This window comes from Nocardioides sp. 503 (assembly GCF_004522095.1).
GTDB lineage: Bacteria > Actinomycetota > Actinomycetes > Propionibacteriales > Nocardioidaceae > Nocardioides.
Genome location: NZ_SPUI01000004.1, coordinates 85,560 through 106,362, shown reverse-complemented (window position 1 = coordinate 106,362; position 20,803 = coordinate 85,560). Strand labels below are relative to the sequence as shown.

Here is a 20,803-nt window from a genome sequence, read left to right as displayed (position 1 = left end):
ACGTTTCGCAGGTGACGTCGCCATGAGCGTGCTGAGACCCGAACTAAGGAGAAGCTCGTGACGAAGAAGCTCATCCCGGCGCGACGCGGCCTGGTCGCCCTGGCCGTGCTGGCCACGATGACCGCGACGGCGTGCGGCGCCCCGGGGGAGGACGCCCCGGAGCAGGACGCGTCGTCCGGCGACGTCAGCACCGAGCTCACCGACGAGGACGTGAAGCTCGAGCTCTACCTCGAGACCGGCTTCCCCCTGGTCGAGGAGCTCGGCAAGGAGTTCACCAAGCAGCACCCCAACATCACCTTCGACATCCGCAGCGACCAGTTCGCGACGCTGACCGAGAACGCCTCGCGCGTCATGGCCAGCGACGACGCCCCGGACCTGATCCGCCTGCCCCAGGTGGTCGACGCCGCCAAGGACGGTCTGCTGCTGGACCTCGACCCCTACTACGACGCCTACGGGTGGGACGAGTTCCCCGCCTCCCAGCTCGAGCAGCTCCGGGTGTCCGACGAGGGCACGCGCGGCACGGGGCCGCTGTACGCACTCGGCGTGGGCTACTCGGTGACGGGCGTCTACTACAACAAGGAGATCGCCGCCGAGATCGGGATGGACGCCCCGCCCGCGACGATCGAGGAGCTGGAAGGCGCCATGGCCGACGCCAAGGCGGCCGGCGAGCAGCCGATCATGCAGTTCAACGACATCGGCGGCGTGGCCTTCCCCTTCCAGGCGCTGCTGAACCAGTACGCCGACCCGAGCACGACCGCCGACTGGATCTTCCAGAAGGAGGGCGCGACCATCGACACCCCTGAGGCGGTCGAGGCCGCGCAGCACATCGCCGACTGGGCCGAGAAGGGCTACTTCCCCGAGGACGCCAACAGCCTCGACTACACGGGCATGGTCGGCCGGTTCTCCAAGGGGGAGGGGCTCTTCTCCTTCAACGGCGACTGGGAGTCGGCCAACCTCGACAAGGCGATGGGCGACAAGGTCGGGTTCTTCCTGATGCCGCCGGCCGAGCAGGACGCGGAGCCCGTCGCGATGGGAGCCCCCAACACCTACGTCGTCCCGACGAAGGCCGAGCACGCCGACGAGATCGTCTACTTCCTGAACTGGATCCACACCGACGAGAAGGCGCGCGAGATCGTCGTGCAGCAGGGCGGCGCCGCCCCGGGTGGTCCGACCGACCTCCCGGTCCCCGAGGTCGCCGAGACGTCGCTGACGTTCGAGACGCTGGCGGGCGCCCAGACGATCGGTGAGTCCGGCGTCCTGCTGGACTTCATCGCCAACGCGACGTCGGGCATCTACGCCAACGCCATCCGCCCGGAGCTGCAGTCGCTCCTGGACGGGCGGACCTCCCCGGAGGACGCGGTGAAGGGCATCCAGTCGACGTACGAGGAGGAGCTCTCCTCGTGACCTCGGTCCACCAGGAGGTGGCCCGCCCCGGCGAGGGGCGGGTCACCGCTCCGTCCGGGCCGCGTGGCCGGTCCGGACGGCGGCGTACCAGGCGCTGGTCGCACCTGCTGTTCGTGGCGCCCGCCCTGGCGATGTACGGCTTCTTCGTCCTGCGGCCCCTGGCGACGTCGGTGCAGTACTCGCTCTACGACTGGAACGGGATCAGCGCCTCGACCTGGGTCGGCCTCGCCAACTACCGGAGAGTGCTGACCGACTCCGACCAGCTGCTGACGATCGCCCACGCCTTCGAGCTCATCGTGTTCTTCACCGTCATCCCGGTCTTCCTGGGGCTGGTCGCGGCGGCGCTGATGCACGGGCAGCCCCGAGGCTCCTTCGCCACCGTCTCGCGCACCGTCCTGTTCATCCCGCAGGTCATCCCGCTGGTGGCGGCCGGGATCGTGTGGGACTGGGTCTACTCCAGCAACGGCGTCGCCAACCAGATCCTCACCTGGGTGGGGCTCGGCGGGGTCACCCGCCCGTGGCTGGCCGACTTCGACACGGCCCTGCCGGCGGTGGGTCTCATCGGAGCCTGGGTGATGCTGGGCCTGTGCACGCTGCTGCTGCTCACGGGCATCGGCAAGATCGACCTGTCGCTCTACGAGGCCGCGCGCATCGACGGCGCGGGGCGCGTGCGGGAGTTCGTGCACGTGACGCTCCCCGGCCTGCGACGCGAGATCGGCGTCTGCGTCACCATCACGATGGTCGCCGCCCTGGCCAGCTTCGACATCATCTACATCTCCACCCAGGGCGGCCCCGGTCGCTCCACCATGGTGCCCGGGGTCGAGATCTACCGGCTGGCCTTCACCGAGCGTGAGATCGGGCAGGCCTCGGCCATGGCCGTGATCCTCATGGTGCTCGTGCTGGTCACCATCATCCCCGTGCAGCGACTGACCCAGAGGGCCGACGCATGACGCCCACCGACCGAGGTCCCCTGGCGGGCCGGCTGCTGCTGGTCGTCTTCATGGTGCTGACCGTGATCCCGTTCGTCACCCTCTTCTCGACCGCCCTGCAGCCCGCGGGCAGCATCCCGACCGGGGTGTCGTGGCCGTCAGACCCGCAGTGGGGCAACTTCGCCGATGCCTGGCGCCTGGCCAACCTCACCCCGTTGATCAAGTCCAGCCTGCTCATCGTCCTGGGTGTCGTCCCCGCCTCGTTGGTCCTCGCCACCCTCGCCGGCTACGGGCTCGCCTCGTTGCGGATCCCCTTCGGCAACGCGATCTTCGTGGTGTTCCTGCTCGGACTCACGATCCCCTTCGAGTCGCTCATCACGCCGCTGTACTACCAGGTGGAGGCACTGGGGCTGCTGAACACCCGGTGGGCACTGATCCTCCCGCTGATCGCGCTGTACATGCCGTTCGGCGTCTTCTGGATGCGGGCGCACTTCCTGACCGTCCCGCCGGAGCTGTCAGAGGCGGCCTACATCGACGGAGCCGGGCCCTGGCGGGCCTTCCGGCACATCCACCTCCCGCTCGCACGACCGGCGCTGTCGTCACTCGCGATCCTGCTGTTCCTGTGGACGTGGAACCAGTTCATCCTGGCCTTCGTGATGGTCGACGACCCGTTGAAGCGCACGATGGCGGGAGCCCTCGGCGCCTTCCAGGGTCGCTACGGCACCGACATCGTGCTGCTGTCGGCCGGGGCCCTGCTGATCATGGCGCCGACCGTCCTGGTGTTCGTGATCTTCCAACGGCAGTTCTCCCAGGCCCTGCTCCAGGGCGCCGTCAAGGGCTAGGCCGCCCTCCGCACCCCGGTCCCTGCCTCCTGGCGACCTCCCTCCCCCCTAGGAACCACACCCATGCCCCAGTACGACCTCCCCGAGCACCAGCTCGCCTCCTACCGCACCCGCGTGACCCCGCCGCCCGACCTGGACACGTTCTGGGACGACACGATCGCCGAGGCCCGCGCCGCGTCGTGGGCGCCCAAGACCGAGCTGGTCGACGCCGGCCTGGCGCTGGTGGAGGTCCACGACGTGACCTTCAGCGGCTTCGGCGGGGACCCGATCCGTGGGTGGTACCGGCGGCCGGCCGGTGCGAGCGAGGACCTCCCCGTCGTGGTGCGCTACCAGGGGTACTCCGGCGGTCGCGGGCTGCCGCACCAGGTGGGGGTGTTCCCGCTGGCGGGGTACGCCACGCTCGAGATCGACAGCCGCGGGCAGGGCACGGGCGCCGGCTACGTCGGCGACACGCCCGACCCGCACGGGCACGGGCCGACGTACCTCGGCGGCTACATGACGCGAGGGGTCACCGACCGGCACGACTACTACTTCCGGCGTCTCATCACCGACGCCGTCCTCGCCGTCGACGCCGCCCGGGCTCTGCCCGGGGTGCGCGGCGACCAGGTCGTCGTCCACGGTGCCAGCCAGGGTGGTGGCATCGCGCTCGCAGTGGCCTCCCTGCGCGACGACCTGACCGCCGTCATGGCGGACGTCCCGTTCCTGTCGGACTTCCCTCGGGCCCTGACGACCGCGGGCACCGGTCCCTACCTGGAGCTGGTCGCCTACCTCGCCAGCCACCGCGACCAGGTCGACCAGGTCATGGGCACGCTGGCCTACTTCGACGTGGCGGTGCTGGCCGCGCGGGCGCAGGCACCCGCGCTCGTCTCCGTCGCCCTGATGGACACCGTGTGCCCGCCCTCGACCGTCTACGCCGCCTACCACGCCTACGCCGGCCCCAAGCAGCTCGACGTCCACCCCTTCAACGACCACGAGGGCGGGCAGTTCCACCAGGAGGCGCGCCAGCTGCGCTGGCTCGCGGAGCTGCTCGGGTGAGGTCCGCCGAGCCTTCCGCCGCCGGTCCGCAGCTCATCGCCTACGCCGACCGGCTGGGGGGTGACCTGAGCGGGTTGGAGCGGGTCATGACCGACGAGCTCGGGGACGTCTTCGACGGCGTGCACGTGCTGCCGTTCTTCCGGCCCTTCGACGGCGCGGACGCCGGCTTCGACCCGGAGGACCACGGGCAGGTGGACCCCCGGCTGGGGGACTGGGACGACCTTCGTCGCCTCGCCACCGGTCGCCGGGTGATGGCCGACCTCATCGTCAACCACATGTCGACGGCGTCGGCGCAGTTCCGTCGCTACGTCGCCGAGGGCGACGACGCCGACGTCGCACCGCTCTTCCTGACGCTGTCCTCGATCTTCCCCGACGGCGCGTCCGAGGACGACCTCGCCCGCATCTACCGGCCACGTCCTGGGCTGCCGTTCACGCCCGTCACGATCGGCGGGCGCCGACGGCTGGTCTGGACGACGTTCACCTCGCAGCAGGTGGACCTCGACGTGCGCACGCCGCACTTCTGGGAGTACCTGACCGGCGTCATCGACGCGTTGCTCGCGGGTGGTGTCACGATGCTCCGGCTCGACGCGGTCGGCTACACGGGCAAGGTTGCCGGCACCGACTGCTTCATGACGCCGGAGTCCGGAGAGCTGGTGCGGCGGATCAGCGACTACGCGCACGCGCGCGGGGCGCAGGTGCTGCTGGAGGTCCACGGCCATCACGAGCTCCAGATCGAGCTCGCACGCTCGGTGGACCACGTCTACGACTTCGCCCTGCCGCCGCTGCTCCTGCACGCGCTGACCCGGGGGGACCTCGCTCCGCTCGTGCACTGGCTCGGCATCCGTCCGTCCAACTCGGTCAACGTGCTGGACACCCACGACGGCATCGGCGTCATCGACGTCGCGCGCAGCGACTCGACGCCCGCCCGGCCCGGTCTCCTGACCGACGAGCAGGTCGACCGTCTGGTCACCACCATCCACGCCAACAGCGGAGGGACGAGCCGGCTCGCGACAGGGGATGCCGCCTCCAACCTGGACCTGTACCAGGTCAACTGCACCTACTACGACGCGCTCGGGTGCGACGACGACGCGCTGATCGTCGCCCGACTGGTGCAGCTGTTCCTCCCCGGGATCCCGCAGGTCTACTACGTCGGGCTGCTGGCGGGGAGCAACGACGTGGGGCTGCTCGCGGCCACCGGCGTGGGACGAGACGTCAACCGGACCCACGTGGACCGGACCCGGCTCGACGCGGCGTTGGCCAGGCCGGTCGTACGGCGCCAGCTCGACGCTGTCCGGCTCCGCTCACGGCACCCCGCGTTCGGCGGTGCCTTCTCCTTCGACCACGACGGGGCGGTGCTGACGTTGCGATGGCGCCACGGCCCGGACCAGATCGTCCTCGAGGTCGACGTCGCCAGCCGACGGTACGCCCTGTCGGGACAGGGTGCGACGCCTATCCCGGACCTGCGTTGAGGTCCTCGTAGCCTGACGGGACGAGGTCGTAGAGCCTGACCTCGGAGGCGGGCGACCACGTGATGCGGCCGCCGAGGACGCTGCCGACGGTGGTCGCCCCGAGGTCGACGCGCACCCGGACCGCCAGGCGCCGCTGAGGATCGACGACATAGGTGTGCGTGGCCGACGGGTCGCCGGCCCCGATGGCCGATCCGGGGTCGCGGGTCGGTGCCGGCGTGACGTCGGGGACGAGCTCGAGGGTGAGGTTCCCGTCAGGCTGTGCGCGACCCGGGCTGGACGACGCGACCTGCCACCCGGTCGGGTCGAACAACGGACCCAGCAGGTCGGTCGCCACGAGGGCCCGGAGCCGGGCGGGCAGCCTTGACAGCACCTTGGGGGCCACGCGCCCGTCGTCGCTGGAGAGCCACACCCGGCGTGCGTGGTCCACGAAGGTCGCCCGCCGGGGCTCTCCGGGCGCACCCTGCTCGGCGTAGGTGTAGCGCCCGGTGGTCAGGACGAGGGAGTCTCGGCTGACGGCGATCGTGGTCCGCTCGTCGAAGCCACTGACCACCCTGACCGTGGCGGTCAACGGCTCGGGCCCGTCGACCGCCGTCCGGTGCACCTCGTCGAGGACCCCGTCGGCCGGCAGCTCCTCCAGCGGCGTCGTGGCCGCGGGCGCAGGCGGCGCCTCCTGGCGGTCCGTGAGCTGCGAGACACCCAGGACGCCGACGACGACGGCGGCCACGGCCGCGGCCGCCACCAGCGCGGTCCAGCGCGGCGAGTGGTGGTGGCCGGTCTCGCCTTCCTGTGCCCGGTCGGCGGCGACGCGCTGCAGGGTGTCGCGGCGCAGGGCCGCCCAGTCCGGCTCGCGGTCGGCCGGCGCCAGGGTCTCGCGGGCCTGCTCGAAGGGGTCGGTCATCACGAGGTCCGTTCGGGTCGGGGAGTGGTGGGCGCTGCCGGCTCGGTGGCCGCCAGGGCGGTGCGCAGGCGCTGCCGGGCGCGGTGGACGCGGACGGCGGCCGCCCGGGGGGAGCAGCCCAGGGCCGCCCCGAGCTGCTCGGGGGTCAGCGGGGCCGCCGCCAGCATGGCGACGACCTCCTGGTCGCGTGGCGACAGCGTCGCGACGGCGGCGCGCAGCGCGTCGAGCCGCACGAGCCACGGCGCGTGGTCCGGCTCGCTGGGTCGCGCGGCCAGCTCCGCGCGGGCGACCAGCGCCCGCCGCCGCCGCAGGCTGCGCACCTGGTTGGCCACGACGTTGCGGGCCACCCCGAGCAGCCAGGCCGACGGGTCGAGATCTGCCGGCGGCGTACGGCGTGCGGCGACGACGAACACCTCGGAGACCACGTCCTCGGCGTCCTGCTGCTCCAGGCGGGCACGCGCGTAGCGGTAGACCATGCGGCTGTGACGCTCGAACAGCTCACCGGCGTCGGGGGAGTCCCCGGGGCGGTGCGGCGGCGCGTCCACGAGCGTGAGCTGTCCTTCCATCTCTCCCGACCACACGGACTGGCAGTGTCCGGCTCCGTCGATCCGTTACACCCTCTCGCGTGTGACCTGGCTCATGCGGCCGGGCGGTGACGTGGAGCCGGCTCCGGACACTCCGCTCCTGGACGCCCTGACGGGCAGGAGAGGAAGTCACAGCATGCGAGTACGACACCAGCGGTGGCTCGTCGGGGCGGTGGTCGGCGCCGGCCTGGCCGCGCTCGGCGGCTGCGCCTCGACCGAGGCCGCGGCCACCGACCCGGCGCCCCAGCCGCCGTCCCCCTCCTCAGCCGCGCCGGGGGTGCCCCCCGTGGCTGACGCGGGTGGGACGAGCGGCACGAGCGCGGCGCCGTTCGACCTGACCGCCCACTCCACGACCGACCCGCGCAGCATCTGGGTGGTGGTCAACAAGCAGCTGCCGATCTCGCCGCCCGACTACCGTCCCGACCCGATGGCTCTCGTCGAGGGCTACCAGGTCAGCCCTGCGGCCGCCCCGGCGCTGGAGGAGATGCTCGCCGCGGCGAGCGCCGACGGCGTACCGATGCGGATCACCAGCGCCTTCCGGTCGCGCGACTACCAGGAGGGGGTCCACGAGGCCACGGTCGCGCGGCTGGGGCGGGCCGCGGCGGAGCGGATCTCGGCGCGGCCGGGACACAGCGAGCACCAGACCGGCCTGTCGGTCGACCTCGGCAGCCTGTCCGAGCCGGGGTGCAACTTCGACGCCTGCTTCGCCGACACCGGTGAGGGCAGGTGGCTGGCGCGCCACGCGGTCGAGCACGGCTTCGTGATCCGCTACACCGAGGCGACGACCGAGATCACGGGCTACCAGCCCGAGCCATGGCACCTCCGCTTTGTCGGCCGACCGCTGGCCGCCGAGCTGGCGCGCACCGGCGCCACCCTCGAGGAGACCTTCGGCCTGCCGGGTGGTGACTACCCGCGCTGACGGCCGGTCCAGACTGGGGCCGTGCCACGCGTCCACCCGCCCCGCTCGCGGCGGATGATCACGCTGCAGGTCCTGCGCCGCGAGCCCGTCAGCCCCCACTTCGTCAGGCTGACCCTCACGGGCTCCGGTCTGGAGCACCTCGAGCGCTCCGGCCCCGACCAGGCGGTGCGGCTGTTCTTCCCGCGGTCCGGGCAGTCCCGGCTGGAGATGCCGACCACCTCCAGCCTCGCCTGGATGCCCCAGCTCCGGCTCCTGCCCCAGGCGCGGCGACCGTGGGTCCGGATGTACACCGTGCGTGCCGTGCGCCCCGAGCTGCACGAGCTCGACGTCGAGCTGGCGCTGCACGACCCCGCCGCGCCGGCGGCGGCTTGGGCGCTCGCGGCGCGGCCCGGTGACCCGGTCGGCATCTTCGACGAGGGCTTCACCTACGTCCCCCGACCGCACGCCGAGTGGCAGCTGCTCGTGGGTGACGAGAGCGCGCTGCCCGCGATCTCGGCGATCCTCGAGCGGGCGCCCTCGTCCCTGGTGGCCCGGGTGTTCCTGGAGGTGCCGGAGGCGGCCGACGTCCGGCCCGACGTCGTACGCCCCGACGGGGTCGAGATCCTGTGGGTGACGCGGGAGGGACGCGACGGCCCGCCGGGCGCCGCGGTGCTCGACGCGGTCATGCGGGCGGACCTGCCACCTGGGCCGTCGTACACCTGGGTCGCGGGCGAGTCCCGCCTGCCCACAGGTCTGCGCCGACACCTGGTCGAGGAGCGAGGCGTCGCCAAGTCCGACATCACGTTCGTCGGCTACTGGCGCGAGGGGCGTGCGGCGCCGGGCTGACTCAGCCGTCCCGACGCGGCGCCGCGCGGAGGTGGGCGCGCTCGCCCTGCCTGCCGATGAGGCTGAGGAACTCCACCGGCCCGGCGCTGGTCGCGCCGAACCAGTGGGGAGTGCGGGTGTCGAACTCGGCGGCCTCGCCCGGCCCCAGCAGCAGGTCGTGCTCGCCGAGCACCAGGCGCAGCGTGCCGTCGAGGACGTAGGCCCAGTCGTAGCCCTCGTGGGTGCGCAGCTCCGGCACGGCGTCGTCGTCACCTCGCGGCAGGACGAACTTATAGGCCTGGATGCCTCCGGCGCGACGCGTGAGCGGCAGGACCGTCGAGCCGTCGCCGCCGGGGATCGGGCGCAGGTTGATGCGCGGGTCGCCGGTGGGCGGGGCGTCCACGAGCTCGTCGAGCGTGACGCCGTGCGCGCGGGCGAGGGGGAGCAGCTGCTCGAGCGTGGGGCGACGGAGCCCGGCCTCCAGGCGCGACAGGGTGCTGGTGGAGATCCCGGTCTCCGCGGCGAGGTCGGCGAGGGTGACGTCGCGGCGCACGCGCAGCTGCTTGAGGCGCGGGCCGACGGCGTCCAGCGTGCGGTCGATGGTGTCGTCCATGGACTCAGTTTGCCATTCGGCAACAAAGGTTGCTGATCGGGCGCGGCTGGCGCACGCTCGGGGACATGGACGACGACGCGCAGGCAAGCACGACTCACGACTTCGACAAGGACTACTGGGAGCGCCGCTGGGGTGGCGGGGAGGACGGGGAGGCTGCGGTGATGGGGACCCATCCCGCGAACCCGTACGTCGCGGTCGAGACCGCCGACCTCACCCCGGCGGTCGCGCTGGACGCCGGCTGCGGCGGCGGCGCCGAGGCGGTCTGGCTCGCCACCCGCGGCTGGGAGGTGACCGGCGCCGACATCTCGGCCGAGGCGCTGGCGCGCGCCGCGGAGCTGGCCTCGGATGAGGGCGTCGGCGAGCGGGTGCGCTGGGTCGAGGCGGACCTGGCCACCTGGGATCCCGGCGAGCAGTTCGACCTGGTGATGACCCACTACGCCCACGCGGCGATCCCGCAGCTCGAGCTGTACGACCGGATCGCCGCGTGGGTCGCCCCCGGCGGCACGCTGCTCGTCGTCGGCCACCTGCACACCCACCACAGCGGTCACGACGACCATCACCCCCCGGCGGAGGCCTCGGCCACTGCTGCCGCGGTCACCGCCCGCCTCGACCCGTCGCGCTGGGAGGTCGTCACCGCCGAGGAGTGCGAGCGCGCGATGCCGGGTCGCGCCGGGCACGCCGCCACGCTGCACGACGTCGTCGTACGCGCCGTCCGGCGGAGCTGAGCTCGGCGCGCGAGGCGACAGTTTCCCCAAGGTATGCAGGCCTGGTGTCACTTCCCTAGCGCTGCAACCCGAGGGAAGTGCAGCTTCCCCTGCATACCTTGGGGAAACTGCGCCCCGCGCCAGCGCCCCGACACTCTCGACTTGCACTTCCTATTCATATTGATAATCATTCTCGATTGTGACCACCACGTCGAGCCCCGTCGCCACCTCAGTGACGCCGGGGGAGCCGGCCGCGCTCGTCGCCGTCCGCGCCCTGCGTCGTCGTCAGGGCAGCCTCAACCTGGCGTTGCTGGCGCTGCTGCTCGCGACGGCCACCGTCGCGCTCGGCATCGGACCGGTCGGCGTCGCACCGGGTGACGTGCTCGGCGTCCTCGGGCACCACCTGCTCGGCACGCCGTACGACGGCGGCTGGACCCGCACCGAGGACGTCATCGTCTGGGGGACCCGGGCGCCGCGCGTCGCGATGGCCGTCGTGGCCGGCGCGGCGCTCGGCGTGGCCGGTGCGGTCCTGCAGGCGCTCGTGCGCAACCCGTTGGCCGACCCGTACCTGCTCGGCCTCAACGCCGGTGCGTCCGCCGGTGCGGCGGTGGCGGTCCTGGTCATCGGTGCCGGCAGCGCGCTCGCGCTGTCGGGCTCCGCGCTGATCGGTGCGGTGGGCGCGATCGTCCTGGTCCTGATGCTGGGCGGGGTCGCGGGCCAGCGGGGGCCGCTGCGGCTGGTGCTGGCCGGGCTGGCCGTGGGCTACGCGCTGCACGCCGTCACCAACTTCCTGCTCTTCTGGTCCGACTCGCCGGAGGCGGCCCGCTCGGTGCTGTTCTGGCTACTGGGCTCGCTGGCCGCCGTGCAGCCCGTGATGCTGCTCGCCGCCACCGTCGCGACCGTGCTCGGGACCGCCGCGCTGGTCCTGGTCGCGCCCGTCGTCGACGCGCTCGGCTCCGGCGACGACTCCGCACGCTCGGCCGGCCTGCACCCCGAGCGGGCGCGGTTCGCCGTGATGGCCGGGACCTCCGCGATGGTCGGCGTTGTGGTCGCCGCCGTCGGAGGGGTCGGCTTCGTCGGCCTCGTCGTGCCGCACCTCGCGCGCCGCCTCGTCGGCGGCCGGCACCGTGCCGTCGTCCCCGCCTCGGCGCTGCTCGGCGCGCTCGTCCTGGTCGTCGCCGACACCGTCGCCCGCACCGCCCTCGACCCGCGCGAGATCCCCGTCGGGGTCGTCACCGGGATCGTCGGCGCTCCCCTCCTGCTCGTGCTCCTGCGCCGCTCGGGCGCGCAGTCGCTGTGAGAACCACCCGCCCGTCATCACCCACCGCCCGTCAAGGAGCCACCGTGCTGTCCCACCTCCGCCTGCCCGCCCTCGCCCTCGCGCTCGCGCTGCCCCTCGCCGGGTGCGCCGCGGACGCCGACGACGGCGACGGGTCCGGGTCCTCCGGCCCGGCCACCGCCGTCGAGATCGAGAACTGCGGTCATACCGTCACCGTCGAGGCGCCGCCCGAGCGCGTCGTCCTGGTCAACAACGACCCGGTCGCCAACCTCGAGGCCCTCGGCGCCGTCGACCGCGTCGTCGCGATCACCGCCGACCTCCAGCAGGGGCTCTACGACGAGGCGACCTACGACGCGCTCGGCTCGCTCGACCTGCTCTCGACCGAGACCAACGCGACCGGCGGGTCGGTGGTCTCTCAGGAGGCGCTGCTCGGCGCCGAGCCCGACCTCGTCATCGCCCCCGAGAACGCCGTCGACCGCGCCGCCCTCGCGCGTGCCGGCGTCCCGCTCTACGTGCCGACCGCCTACTGCAACGACCCCGGCCCCGAGCTCAGCGAGACCGCGACCTTCGACCGCGTCTGGAGCGAGGTGCGTGACCTCGGGACGATCCTCGGGGAGTCCGAGCGCGCCGAGGAGGTCGTCGCCGACGGCGAGGCCGGACTGGCCGCGGAGACCGCTCCCGATGCCGGCAGTGCGGCGGCCCTCTACGTCTCCTCCGGCGGCAGCGTGCTCTCGCCGTACGGCGGACCGAGCATGGTCACCCCCGTCTTCGAGGCCGCAGGCCTGACCAACGTCTACGCCGACGCCGACGAGCGCGTCTTCGACGTCAACGTCGAGGACGTGCTGTCGCGCGACCCGGGCACGATCGTGCTGCTCTACTCCGGCGGCGACCCCCAGGAGACGCTCGACGCCTTCGCCTCCGCGCCCGGCGTCGACGACCTCGCCGCCGTCCGAGACGGCCGCGTCGTCGCCCTGCCCTTCTCCTACACCGACCCGCCGTCGGTGCTGAGCCTCCAGGGACCCGCGCAGCTGCGCGAGCTCCTCGCCGGCCTCGGGTGATCGAGCTCCGCGGCCTCACCGTCCGGGCTGGCGCGACGGTGCTGCTGCACCCGACCGACCTCACCGTCCCGACGGGCGCGCTGGTCGCCGTCGTCGGCCCCAACGGCAGCGGCAAGTCGACCCTGCTGCGCGCCGTGGTCCGCGCCGGGCAGCGGTACGGCGGTCGGGTGCTGGTCGACGGCACCGATGTGACGTCCCTGTCGCGCCGGTGCCTCGCCCGGCGGGTCGGGCTCGTCGCCCAGCGCGGCGACGCCGACCCGTCGCTCACGGTCGCCGAGGAGGCCGGCCTCGGGGCGCTGGCCCGCGTCGGCGGACTGGTCAGCCGTCCGCGGCGTACCGACGAGCTCGTCGCGGAGGCCCTCGACCGCGTCGGGCTCGCCGACCGGGCCACCTCGCGGGTCGGGGTGCTGTCGGGCGGCGAGCTGCAGCGGCTCGCGATCGCCCGCGTGCTCGTGCAGGCGCCCGGGCACGCCCTCCTGGACGAGCCCACCAACCACCTCGACCCGCGGCACCAGCTGGAGGTCCTGGGCCTCGTGCGCGACATCGCCCCGACCGCGGTCGTGGTCCTGCACGACCTCGACGCCGCCGCGCGCTGGGCCGACGTCGTGGTGGTCATGGACCACGGCCGGGTCGTCGCAGACGGACCGCCGGAGGACGTGCTGGTGCCGTCCGTGCTCGACCCCGTCTACGGCGTCACCACCGCGGTGCACGCCGGTCACCACCCGCACTTCGAGTTCACCCTCCCCACGAAAGGAACGACATGACCACCACCATCGACACCACGAGGCTCGACACCGCCCGCGACCTGGAGCGCCGCTGGTCGGCCCAGCAGACCGCCTACATCCGCCACCGCTCCGAGCGGTTCGCCACCATCGCCCGCGTCGTCGCCGACGTGTGCGCCGACGTGGCGCAGCCGCGGGTCCTCGACCTCGCGGGCGGTACCGGCTCGCTGGCCGCGGCCGTCCTCGCCGAGGTCCCCGAGGCGCAGGTCGTCGTGGTCGACAAGGACCCGCTGCTCACCGCGATCGCCGAGGACCTCGTCCCCGACCGACCCGGCTCCAGCGTCGCGTGCCTCGACCTGGACGACCCGGCCTGGGTGAGCGACGCCCGGGTCGCCGGTGCGCCGTACGACGCGGTCGTGAGCTCCACCGCCCTGCACTGGCTCCAGCCCGGCGCCCTCGCCCACGTCTACTTCGAGCTCGCCGACCTCGTGCGTCCCGGCGGCATCGTCCTCAACGGCGACCACCTCCTCTACGACGAGGTCACCGAGTCGACGCTCCTCGGGATCGCCGCCCGCGACGACGAGCGCGTGCAGGCCGCCGCCTTCGGCTCCGGCGACGTCGACACCTGGGACGCCTGGTGGGACGCCGCCGAGTCGGTCCCGCACTACGCCGAGGCCGCCGCCCGCCGCCGCGAGACCTGGGGCCAGGAGCTGCACACCCCGCCGCCCAAGGTCACCCTCGGCTTCCACCTCGAGACCCTTCGCAGCGCCGGCTTCCGCGAGACCGGCACCGTCTGGCGCTACCTGGACGACGTGGTGCTGTACGCCGTGCGATGACCGCACCGGCTTTGTTCCTCAACTGTGGACGACCCGTGGAGTGCGCGTTGCCCGCGGCCGCATAGTGTCTTCCTCAGACCCGCCTACGGACCCGAGACCGTAGGCGGGTCTTTCCATTTCCATTAGCTTCTCGGGCGCTGCCCTGGGCGGCTCCGCCGGGACGTAGGGTCACGTGGTCCCCGCCACCCGAGCCGACGACGAGGTCCCGCATGCGCCTGCGCACGATCGCGGCGGGACTGCTGCTGCTCCTCGGCATGGTGGTGACGGTCTCCGGCGTCTCCGAGCTGACCACCGGCTTCGCGATGGCGAGGGCGCCGGTCTGCGCGGAGTCCGAGCCCACGGACGGGTGCCTGCGCTCCTTGCCGGGCACGCTCGACTTCGACCGGCACCAGAGCCGGGGAGGGGCCGACCTCTGGACGCTGACCCTTCCCCGCCGGCCCGCGACGACCGTGACGGTGCTGGACTCCGGTGACCTCGGCGACGGTCCGGTGACCGCCTACCTGTGGGACGGGTCGGTGGTGCAGCTGCAGAGCGACAGGGAGCGGGTCCCGACGCTCGACTGGGGTCCGCGTCGTGCCACCGGCCCGCTGGGCGTGGGGATCGCCGCTCTCGGGGGCGCCCTGCTCCTGGGCTCCCCGCACCGATGGGTACGGCGCACGCGTCCGGTCGGCCTCGGACTCGCCATCGCCGGCGGGACCCTCGGCCTGCTGGGTCTGGCCGGCCGCTGGTGGCCGGCCGCGGTCATGGCCGCGATCGCAGGGCTGGCGGTGGGGTTCGGCTGGGCGCTCGCCCACCCCGCAGGGATCCGCGCGTCGGACGCCGAGGGCGCCGGACCCGCCGCTCGAGCCTGATCCGCCACGACAGGTCAAGATTTCGCGATTCCTGTCCCGCGCACCATCGATGACCCCTAGCCTCGCGAACGACCCGCTGTCACCCGGCGGAACGAACGACGCGAAGGCGAGTCTCACGTGCGCAACAGCTGGGGTGCCGCGCTGGTCCTCTCCGTCGTCACCGCAGTGATGACGCCGGCGGCGGCGGTGCCGCCTCCCGAGCTCACCTCCGCGGTGGCGCAGCCGGAGGTGAGTCGAGCGGCGCCGTCCCCCAAGGCGAGGTGCACGATCCGCGGCACCCGCCGCAACGACGTCCTGGTCGGCACCCGCCGCAACGACGTCATCTGCGGGCTCGGTGGCAGGGACGTGCTCAAGGGTCTCGGCGGCAACGACGTCCTGCGCGGCGGCCCCGGCAACGACGTCCTGAAGGGCGCCGGCGGTAGCGACGTCCTGGTCGGCGAGGCCGGCAACGACCGCCTGGAGGGCGGCCCCGGCGCCGACCGTCTGCTCGCGACCGGGGACCGGGGCTACCGCGACCTGCTCGTCTGCGGCGGCGGCAAGGACCGGGCCGACGCGGACCTCGCCGACACGGTCAAGGCCGGGTGCGAGACGCTGCGCCAGCCGAAGCCGCCCACCCCTCCGGCCCCGCCCTCGCCCCACCACGCCCCGTCCGGCGCCGACCGCACGGTCACCGTCATCGAGGACGGCGCGTACTCCTTCGCTGCGGCGGACTTCGGCTTCACCGACCCGGCCGATGGCGACGGGCTCCTCGCAGTCGTCATCGACTCGGTCCCCTCCGCGGGCTCCGGCGCCCTGGCGCTCGACGGCACGCCCGTCGTCCCCGGTCAGCCGGTCCTGGCCACCCGCATCCCAGGCCTGGTCTTCACGCCGGCCGCTGACGCCCACGGCTCGGCGCTCGCGTCGTTCGCCTTCCGGGTGCGCGACGACGGTGGTACGACGGGCGGCGGGGTCGACACGGACCCGACCGCCGACACGCTCACGGTCGACGTCACCCCGGTCAACGACGCACCCGGCTTCGTCAAGGGCGCCGACCAGGAGGGCGTCGCCAACCAGGCGGCCGGCGGTCAGCCGAAGGCCTACACGCTGGAGGGCTGGGCATCCGACATCTCCGCTGGCCCCGGCGAGGGTGCCCAGGCCCTGACCTTCGAGGTCAGCACCGGCGAGGAGTCCTTGTTCCAGGTGCAGCCGGCTGTCTCCTCCGGCGGCGCACTCACGTTCACCCCCGCCACGGACCAGGTCGGCACGGCCGAGGTCACCGTGCGGCTGAAGGACGACGGTGGGACCGCCGACGGCGGCGACGACACGTCCGACGAGCAGACCTTCAGCATCACGACGGTGGTGCCCGGCCCGGCCCTCACGTCGGTCAGCCCGTCCGCCCTCGTGCCCGGTGCGACCGCCACGCTGACCGGCCGGGAGCTGAGCCCCACCCCGGCCGACAACACCGTCACCATCGGGGGCGCCCCCGCGCCGGTGACGGCGGCGACGGCGACGTCGTTGACCGTCACCGTGCCCTGCGTGCCCTCGGGGGACGTCGCCGTCCAGGCGACGGTCAACGGGACCACCACCAACGCCGTCACCCACCCGCTGCAGGTCGCACAGCGCGACCTCGAGGTCGGCGAGGCCACCGTCGTCGATCCCTCCGAGGCGGCCTGCAACGAGATCGCGTCGGCGGACGGCGCCGCGCGGTACGTCGTGGCGGCGTTCAACACCGCCACGGACCCCGGGTCCTCGTCGGGGATCCGGTTCTCCTCTGACCCCGTCGCCGGGGAGCCGGCGTCGGCGCACCCGCAGCCGCTCGCGCTGGACGGCGACGCTGACGCGCCCGATGAGCTGGGGCAGGCGGAGGACGGCGAAGCCCACCTGGAGCTGCTGAGGCAGAACCGTCGGCAGTACGAGGTGCTGCGCCAGGAGTTCGGGACCGACGGCCTCCCGCGCAAGGGCGTCCAGCCCGACGTCGTGGCGGCGGACCTGCCGATGACGCGCAGCTTCCGCGTCTCCAACATCAACGCCAACAACATCTGCAACAGCTACTACGTCCGCAGCGCGACCCGGGTCTACGCCGAGGGCAAGCTCGTCATCTACGAGGACGACGCGACGCCGGCGGGGCTCAAGGCGGCCAACAACGCGGCCATGGCGGGCTACTACGACAAGATCGGTGACCAGTTCAACGCGGACATGGAGCCGATCATCCGCAACAACTTCGGCGACATCCTGCTCCGCGACGCCGTGACCGACGCCAACGGCGTGATGGTGGCCGTCTCCACGCCACTCATCAACAGCGCGTTCGGCGGAGTGGCGGGGTTCGTCGTCAGCTGCGACCAGTTCCCCAACGACGACGCGAACGCGCCCGCGGTGGGTGGGCCATACACCGGCTCGGGCGTCAACGGCGCCAGCAACTTCGGCGAGTACTTCTACGTCTACCAGCCCACGACCGTCGGCTCCGGCTACAACACCGACACCCCCGACAACTGGTACCGCACGGTGCGCTCGACGTTCATCCACGAGAGCAAGCACGTCGCGTCGATGGCGGCGCGCACCCTTCACAACGCGCCGTACGAGGCGGCCTGGCTGGAGGAAGGGACGGCGCGCATCTCGGAGGAGCTGTGGGCGCGGCAGTCGGTCTACCAGGTGCCGTGGAAGGGCAACACCGGCTACGGCAGCGCGGCGGCGCCGAACAGCCTCTGGTGCGACCCGAGGCCGACCTGGGGCGAGTGCACCGCACACCCGCTGCGCCCGTCGGTGAACATGAGCCGTCACTTCGGCTCGCTCTACACCTACCTGATCGGTCAGAACTCGACCCTCCTGTCGCCGTTCGGCCGCACGCCGCAGGACAACGCCTCCTACTTCTACGCCACGAGCTGGTCGCTCATCCGCCACACGATCGACCGCTACGCCGGCTCCGACGCCGAGTTCCTCACGGCCCTGACGAGCTCGACGACCACCGGCGTCACGAACCTGTCGGACAGGTCCGGCGCCTCGACCTCGCAGCTGCTGGGGAGATGGGCGCTGGCCCTCTCCGTGGACGACTACCCGGGGCTCACCGGCGCGAGCGCCGACGTCCAGATGCCGACCTGGAACTTCCGCAGCATCTATGCCGGCCTCAACGCGGACATCCCGGGGAGCTACGCGCAGGCCTTCCCGAGCCAGCCGACCGGCTACTCGTTCGGCAGCTTCGGACCGGTCGACGTGGGGACGCTCTACGGCGGCGGCGTGAAGCTCTTCCAGCTCTCGGGCACCCAGACGCAGGCTCAGCTGCTGCGCCTGCAGGGGTCCGGCGGCGGCCAGCTCGGGTCGACCATCGGGCTCTCGATCGTCCGGGTGCAGTAGCGGCTCAGAGGGTCGACGTCAGGACGCCGCCGTCCGCTCGGACGGCGGCACCGTTGGTGGCGCTGGCCCGAGGGCTGGCGAGGTAGACCGTGAGGTCGGCGACCTCCTGCGGGTCGAGGAAGCGCTGGAGGAGCGAGGTCGCGTTGCCGGCGCCGATCGCCGCCTTCAGGTCCTCGGCAGGCACCGACTGCGCCTCGGCGACCTGCCTCACGGCCCGGGCGACCCCGTCGGAGTACGTCGGTCCGCCCAGGACGGTGTTGACGGTGACCTCGGTGCCGCGGGTGAGCTTCGCGAGGCCGTTGCTCACGGCGAGCGCCGCGGCCTTGGTCGCGCCGTAGTGGACCATGTCCGCCGGCACGTTGACGCTCGACTCGGTGCCGACGAACAGGATCCGGCCCCAGCCCCGCGCCAGCATGTGGGGGAGCGCGAGCCGGGACAGGCGCACCCCGCTCATGACGTTGACGTCGAAGTAGCGCTGCCAGTCGTCGTCCGTCACGTCCGCGAACGCCTTGACCTCGAAGTGGCCCACGTTGTTGACCAGCACGTCCACCTCGGCGAGGGAAGCCTCGAGCGCGCGGACCTGCGCCGCGTCGGAGAGGTCGGCGACAGCACCCGTCACGTCCGCGCCCGGGACGAGCGAGGTGAGCTCCTCGACCGCGGCGCCCACCCCCTGGGCGTCGCGTCCGTTGACGATGACCGCGGCCCCCTCCTCGAGCAGCCCGCGTGCGATCGCGAACCCGATCCCTCGCGTCGAGCCGCTCACGAAAGTGGTCTTGCCGGCCAGCTGCAGGTCCATGGTCGATCCTTCTCCATCATGTCGGCACTCGGCTGATCACTTGATCAGTCAAGTGAAACGTACGGTGCATGACTTTCCTGTTCAAGTCGAGGCGGTCCTTAGGAGTGACGGGAGGCCCTACTGTGGAGCCATGGCGACGACCCCCAGCGACTCCGGCTTCACTCCCGAGGACCTGGAGACGTGGTCCGCCGTGGCGACGGTGCTGGAGTGGCTGCCCTCCGCGCTGGATGCCCAGCTGCAGCGCGACTCCGACCTCACCCACTTCGAGTACGGCATCCTCTACGCGCTCGACTCCGCCCCCGACCGGGCGCTGCGGATGAGCGTGCTGGCGGGCTACGCCAACAGCTCGCTGTCGCGCCTGTCCCGCGCCGCCGCCCGGCTCGAGACCCGAGGCTGGGTCAGGCGCAGCCCCGACCCCACGGACGGCCGCTACACGATCGCCACCCTCACCGCCTCCGGCCGTCGCCGGGCCCGGCAGGCGACCCCCGGCCACGTCGAGACCGTCCACCGGCTCGTGCTCGACGTCCTCACCCAGCCCCAGCGACGCCAGCTGCGTGAGATCAGCCGGCGCATCACTCAGGCGATCCGCTCCGACGAGGGCTGGACGCCGCCCACGGAGCCGTCGGCCCGGAGGTAGACCGGGCAGACGAGCCCGTCGCGGGCGCTCGGTCTCAGCAGGACTGCCCGGCCGAGACCTTGAACGTCGCCATCACCGGCTTGTGGTCGGAGGGAAAGTCGTCCTGCTTGTCCTTGCCGGGTACGTCGGCGTAGACAGCGCGGGCGTGGGTGAAGAAGATGTAGTCGATCCGCTTCTTGTGGCCGCCGGTCTCGAAGCCGTTGGTGTAGCCGTTGCCCTGGGCGGCCTTGGTCTTCCAGACGTCGTTCATGCGGCTGGTCAGGACGTTGTAGGTCTTGCTGCCGGGCTCCCGGTTCATGTCGCCGGCCAGGAACGTCGCGCAGGACGGCCGCCGGATGACGTTCTTACGCAGGAACCGCGCCTGCTCGTAGGCGACGTCCAGGGTCGTGGGGGCTGCTCCGTCGTAGGGGCACTTCTGGCCCGGTGTCCGGATGTCCAGGTGCGTGGAGCCGACGACGATCCGCTTGCTGCCGATGCCGATCTTGGCCCCGATCACTCCCCGCTCGTAGCAGCTCACTCCCGCCCTCGGCTGGAGACGTGTCTTGCCCACCTTGCCGACGAAGTCGTAGTTCTTCTTGATCAGGATGGCGTTGCCCCTCCAGTGCTTCCCCTCCTTGTGCTCGATGGGGAAGTAGCTGGCCTTCATGCCGACCAGCTTGGCGAGGTAGGTGGCCTGGTTGCACTCCCCGCCCTTGCAGCCGGGCAGGCTCCGGTCGACCTCGTTGAGGAGCACGACGGAGGGCTTGTAGTGGTTGATCACCCCCGCGATCCTGCCCAGGTTCTCGCCCTCCTCCTTCTTGCCGCCGTACTGGATGTTGAAGGTCATCACCCGGACGGTTGTCGCGCTCGCCGCGGCCGCAGGTGCGGGCGCCGCTGCGCTGGTGGGAGTGGGCACGGCGCCGAGGGCCAGGGCCGGGAGTGCGAGAGCGAGGGCGGTCAGGGCGACGCGCAACGGGCGGTTCTTCACGAGCACTCCTCCGAGTCGGATGCGTGATGTGCGGGGTGTGTGAACCTTCTACCCACCTGCCCGCGCCTGAACCCCGTGTCCGCGCGGGGCCACCCGACCTCCCCTGAGCGCCGGGCCGCAGCCCTGCCC

General features: G+C 72.5%; 20 protein-coding genes. 15 read left to right on the top strand and 5 right to left on the bottom strand.

The window, feature by feature from the left end:
• Nucleotides 1-57 precede the first annotated feature (57 nt).
• The 5 genes from E4622_RS14310 to gtfA all read left to right on the top strand — a co-directional run bounded on the left by E4622_RS14310 (nt 58) and on the right by gtfA (nt 5,679).
• Nucleotides 58-1,404: an extracellular solute-binding protein gene (locus tag E4622_RS14310; RefSeq protein WP_209021953.1), complete on the top strand. Its 1,347-nt coding sequence runs from the start codon at nt 58-60 to the stop codon at nt 1,402-1,404.
• Nucleotides 1,401-2,354: a sugar ABC transporter permease gene (locus E4622_RS14305; protein WP_209021952.1), complete on the top strand. Its 954-nt coding sequence runs from the start codon at nt 1,401-1,403 to the stop codon at nt 2,352-2,354. Before E4622_RS14310 ends, E4622_RS14305 begins: the two co-directional genes overlap by 4 nt.
• Entirely contained in the window at nt 2,351-3,175 is an 825-nt protein-coding gene (locus E4622_RS14300; protein WP_134740917.1) for a carbohydrate ABC transporter permease, read from the top strand. Before E4622_RS14305 ends, E4622_RS14300 begins: the two co-directional genes overlap by 4 nt.
• Nucleotides 3,176-3,238: 63 nt before the next feature.
• Nucleotides 3,239-4,210 carry an acetylxylan esterase gene (locus E4622_RS14295; RefSeq protein WP_134740916.1) on the top strand — a complete coding sequence of 324 codons (972 nt, stop codon included), beginning with the start codon at nt 3,239-3,241 and terminating at the stop codon, nt 4,208-4,210.
• The gene (gene gtfA, locus E4622_RS14290) at nt 4,207-5,679 is read left to right on the top strand and encodes a sucrose phosphorylase (RefSeq protein ID WP_134740915.1); all 1,473 of its coding nucleotides are present in this window, start codon (nt 4,207-4,209) and stop codon (nt 5,677-5,679) included. The genes E4622_RS14295 and gtfA overlap by 4 nt, the downstream gene beginning before the upstream one ends.
• On the opposite strand, the gene E4622_RS14285 is transcribed toward gtfA, so the two are convergent.
• Together E4622_RS14285 and E4622_RS14280 are read right to left on the bottom strand one after the other, a co-directional pair.
• Nucleotides 5,660-6,577 carry a hypothetical protein gene (locus E4622_RS14285; RefSeq protein ID WP_134740914.1) on the bottom strand — a complete coding sequence of 306 codons (918 nt, stop codon included), beginning with the start codon at nt 6,575-6,577 and terminating at the stop codon, nt 5,660-5,662. The two genes, gtfA and E4622_RS14285, sit on opposite strands and share 20 nt — an antisense overlap.
• Complete coding sequence (locus E4622_RS14280) at nt 6,577-7,143, bottom strand: sigma-70 family RNA polymerase sigma factor (RefSeq protein ID WP_134740913.1); 567 nt, start codon at nt 7,141-7,143, stop codon at nt 6,577-6,579. Before E4622_RS14280 ends, E4622_RS14285 begins: the two co-directional genes overlap by 1 nt.
• Nucleotides 7,144-7,297: 154 nt before the next feature.
• On the opposite strand from E4622_RS14280, the gene E4622_RS14275 reads away from it, so the two are divergent.
• Complete coding sequence (locus tag E4622_RS14275; protein WP_134740912.1) at nt 7,298-8,080, top strand: M15 family metallopeptidase; 783 nt, start codon at nt 7,298-7,300, stop codon at nt 8,078-8,080.
• A 21-nt stretch (nt 8,081-8,101) separates the two neighbouring features.
• Nucleotides 8,102-8,905, top strand: a complete 804-nt coding sequence (locus E4622_RS14270) for a siderophore-interacting protein (RefSeq protein WP_245156036.1) — start codon at nt 8,102-8,104, stop codon at nt 8,903-8,905.
• Between the two features lies 1 nt (nt 8,906).
• Here the strand turns inward: E4622_RS14270 and E4622_RS14265 are convergent, their stop codons facing one another.
• The gene (locus E4622_RS14265) at nt 8,907-9,497 is read right to left on the bottom strand and encodes an XRE family transcriptional regulator (protein ID WP_134740911.1); all 591 of its coding nucleotides are present in this window, start codon (nt 9,495-9,497) and stop codon (nt 8,907-8,909) included.
• Between the two features lie 65 nt (nt 9,498-9,562).
• Here E4622_RS14265 and E4622_RS14260 point away from each other — a divergent pair, with 65 nt between their 5' ends.
• From E4622_RS14260 to E4622_RS14230, 7 genes are all read left to right on the top strand, one after another.
• Entirely contained in the window at nt 9,563-10,222 is a 660-nt protein-coding gene (locus E4622_RS14260; RefSeq protein ID WP_134740910.1) for a class I SAM-dependent methyltransferase, read from the top strand.
• A 178-nt stretch (nt 10,223-10,400) separates the two neighbouring features.
• Nucleotides 10,401-11,501 carry an iron ABC transporter permease gene (locus tag E4622_RS14255; protein WP_209021951.1) on the top strand — a complete coding sequence of 367 codons (1,101 nt, stop codon included), beginning with the start codon at nt 10,401-10,403 and terminating at the stop codon, nt 11,499-11,501.
• A gap of 44 nt (nt 11,502-11,545) precedes the next feature.
• Complete coding sequence (locus tag E4622_RS14250) at nt 11,546-12,538, top strand: ABC transporter substrate-binding protein (RefSeq protein ID WP_167736094.1); 993 nt, start codon at nt 11,546-11,548, stop codon at nt 12,536-12,538.
• Nucleotides 12,535-13,302, top strand: a complete 768-nt coding sequence (locus E4622_RS14245) for an ABC transporter ATP-binding protein (protein ID WP_134740907.1) — start codon at nt 12,535-12,537, stop codon at nt 13,300-13,302. Before E4622_RS14250 ends, E4622_RS14245 begins: the two co-directional genes overlap by 4 nt.
• Nucleotides 13,299-14,096, top strand: coding sequence for a class I SAM-dependent methyltransferase (locus tag E4622_RS14240; RefSeq protein ID WP_134740906.1), 798 nt, complete (start codon nt 13,299-13,301; stop codon nt 14,094-14,096). Before E4622_RS14245 ends, E4622_RS14240 begins: the two co-directional genes overlap by 4 nt.
• Nucleotides 14,097-14,305: 209 nt before the next feature.
• Nucleotides 14,306-14,947 carry a hypothetical protein gene (locus tag E4622_RS14235; protein ID WP_134740905.1) on the top strand — a complete coding sequence of 214 codons (642 nt, stop codon included), beginning with the start codon at nt 14,306-14,308 and terminating at the stop codon, nt 14,945-14,947.
• Between the two features lie 117 nt (nt 14,948-15,064).
• Nucleotides 15,065-18,274 carry an IPT/TIG domain-containing protein gene (locus E4622_RS14230; RefSeq protein WP_134740904.1) on the top strand — a complete coding sequence of 1,070 codons (3,210 nt, stop codon included), beginning with the start codon at nt 15,065-15,067 and terminating at the stop codon, nt 18,272-18,274.
• A gap of 4 nt (nt 18,275-18,278) precedes the next feature.
• Here the strand turns inward: E4622_RS14230 and E4622_RS14225 are convergent, their stop codons facing one another.
• Nucleotides 18,279-19,070, bottom strand: a complete 792-nt coding sequence (locus E4622_RS14225) for an SDR family NAD(P)-dependent oxidoreductase (protein ID WP_134740903.1) — start codon at nt 19,068-19,070, stop codon at nt 18,279-18,281.
• Between the two features lie 130 nt (nt 19,071-19,200).
• Here E4622_RS14225 and E4622_RS14220 point away from each other — a divergent pair, with 130 nt between their 5' ends.
• Nucleotides 19,201-19,707, top strand: a complete 507-nt coding sequence (locus E4622_RS14220; protein WP_134740902.1) for a MarR family transcriptional regulator — start codon at nt 19,201-19,203, stop codon at nt 19,705-19,707.
• Nucleotides 19,708-19,741: 34 nt separating this feature from the next.
• Here the strand turns inward: E4622_RS14220 and E4622_RS14215 are convergent, their stop codons facing one another.
• Complete coding sequence (locus tag E4622_RS14215; RefSeq protein WP_134740901.1) at nt 19,742-20,674, bottom strand: endonuclease/exonuclease/phosphatase family protein; 933 nt, start codon at nt 20,672-20,674, stop codon at nt 19,742-19,744.
• Nucleotides 20,675-20,803: the final 129 nt, after the last annotated feature.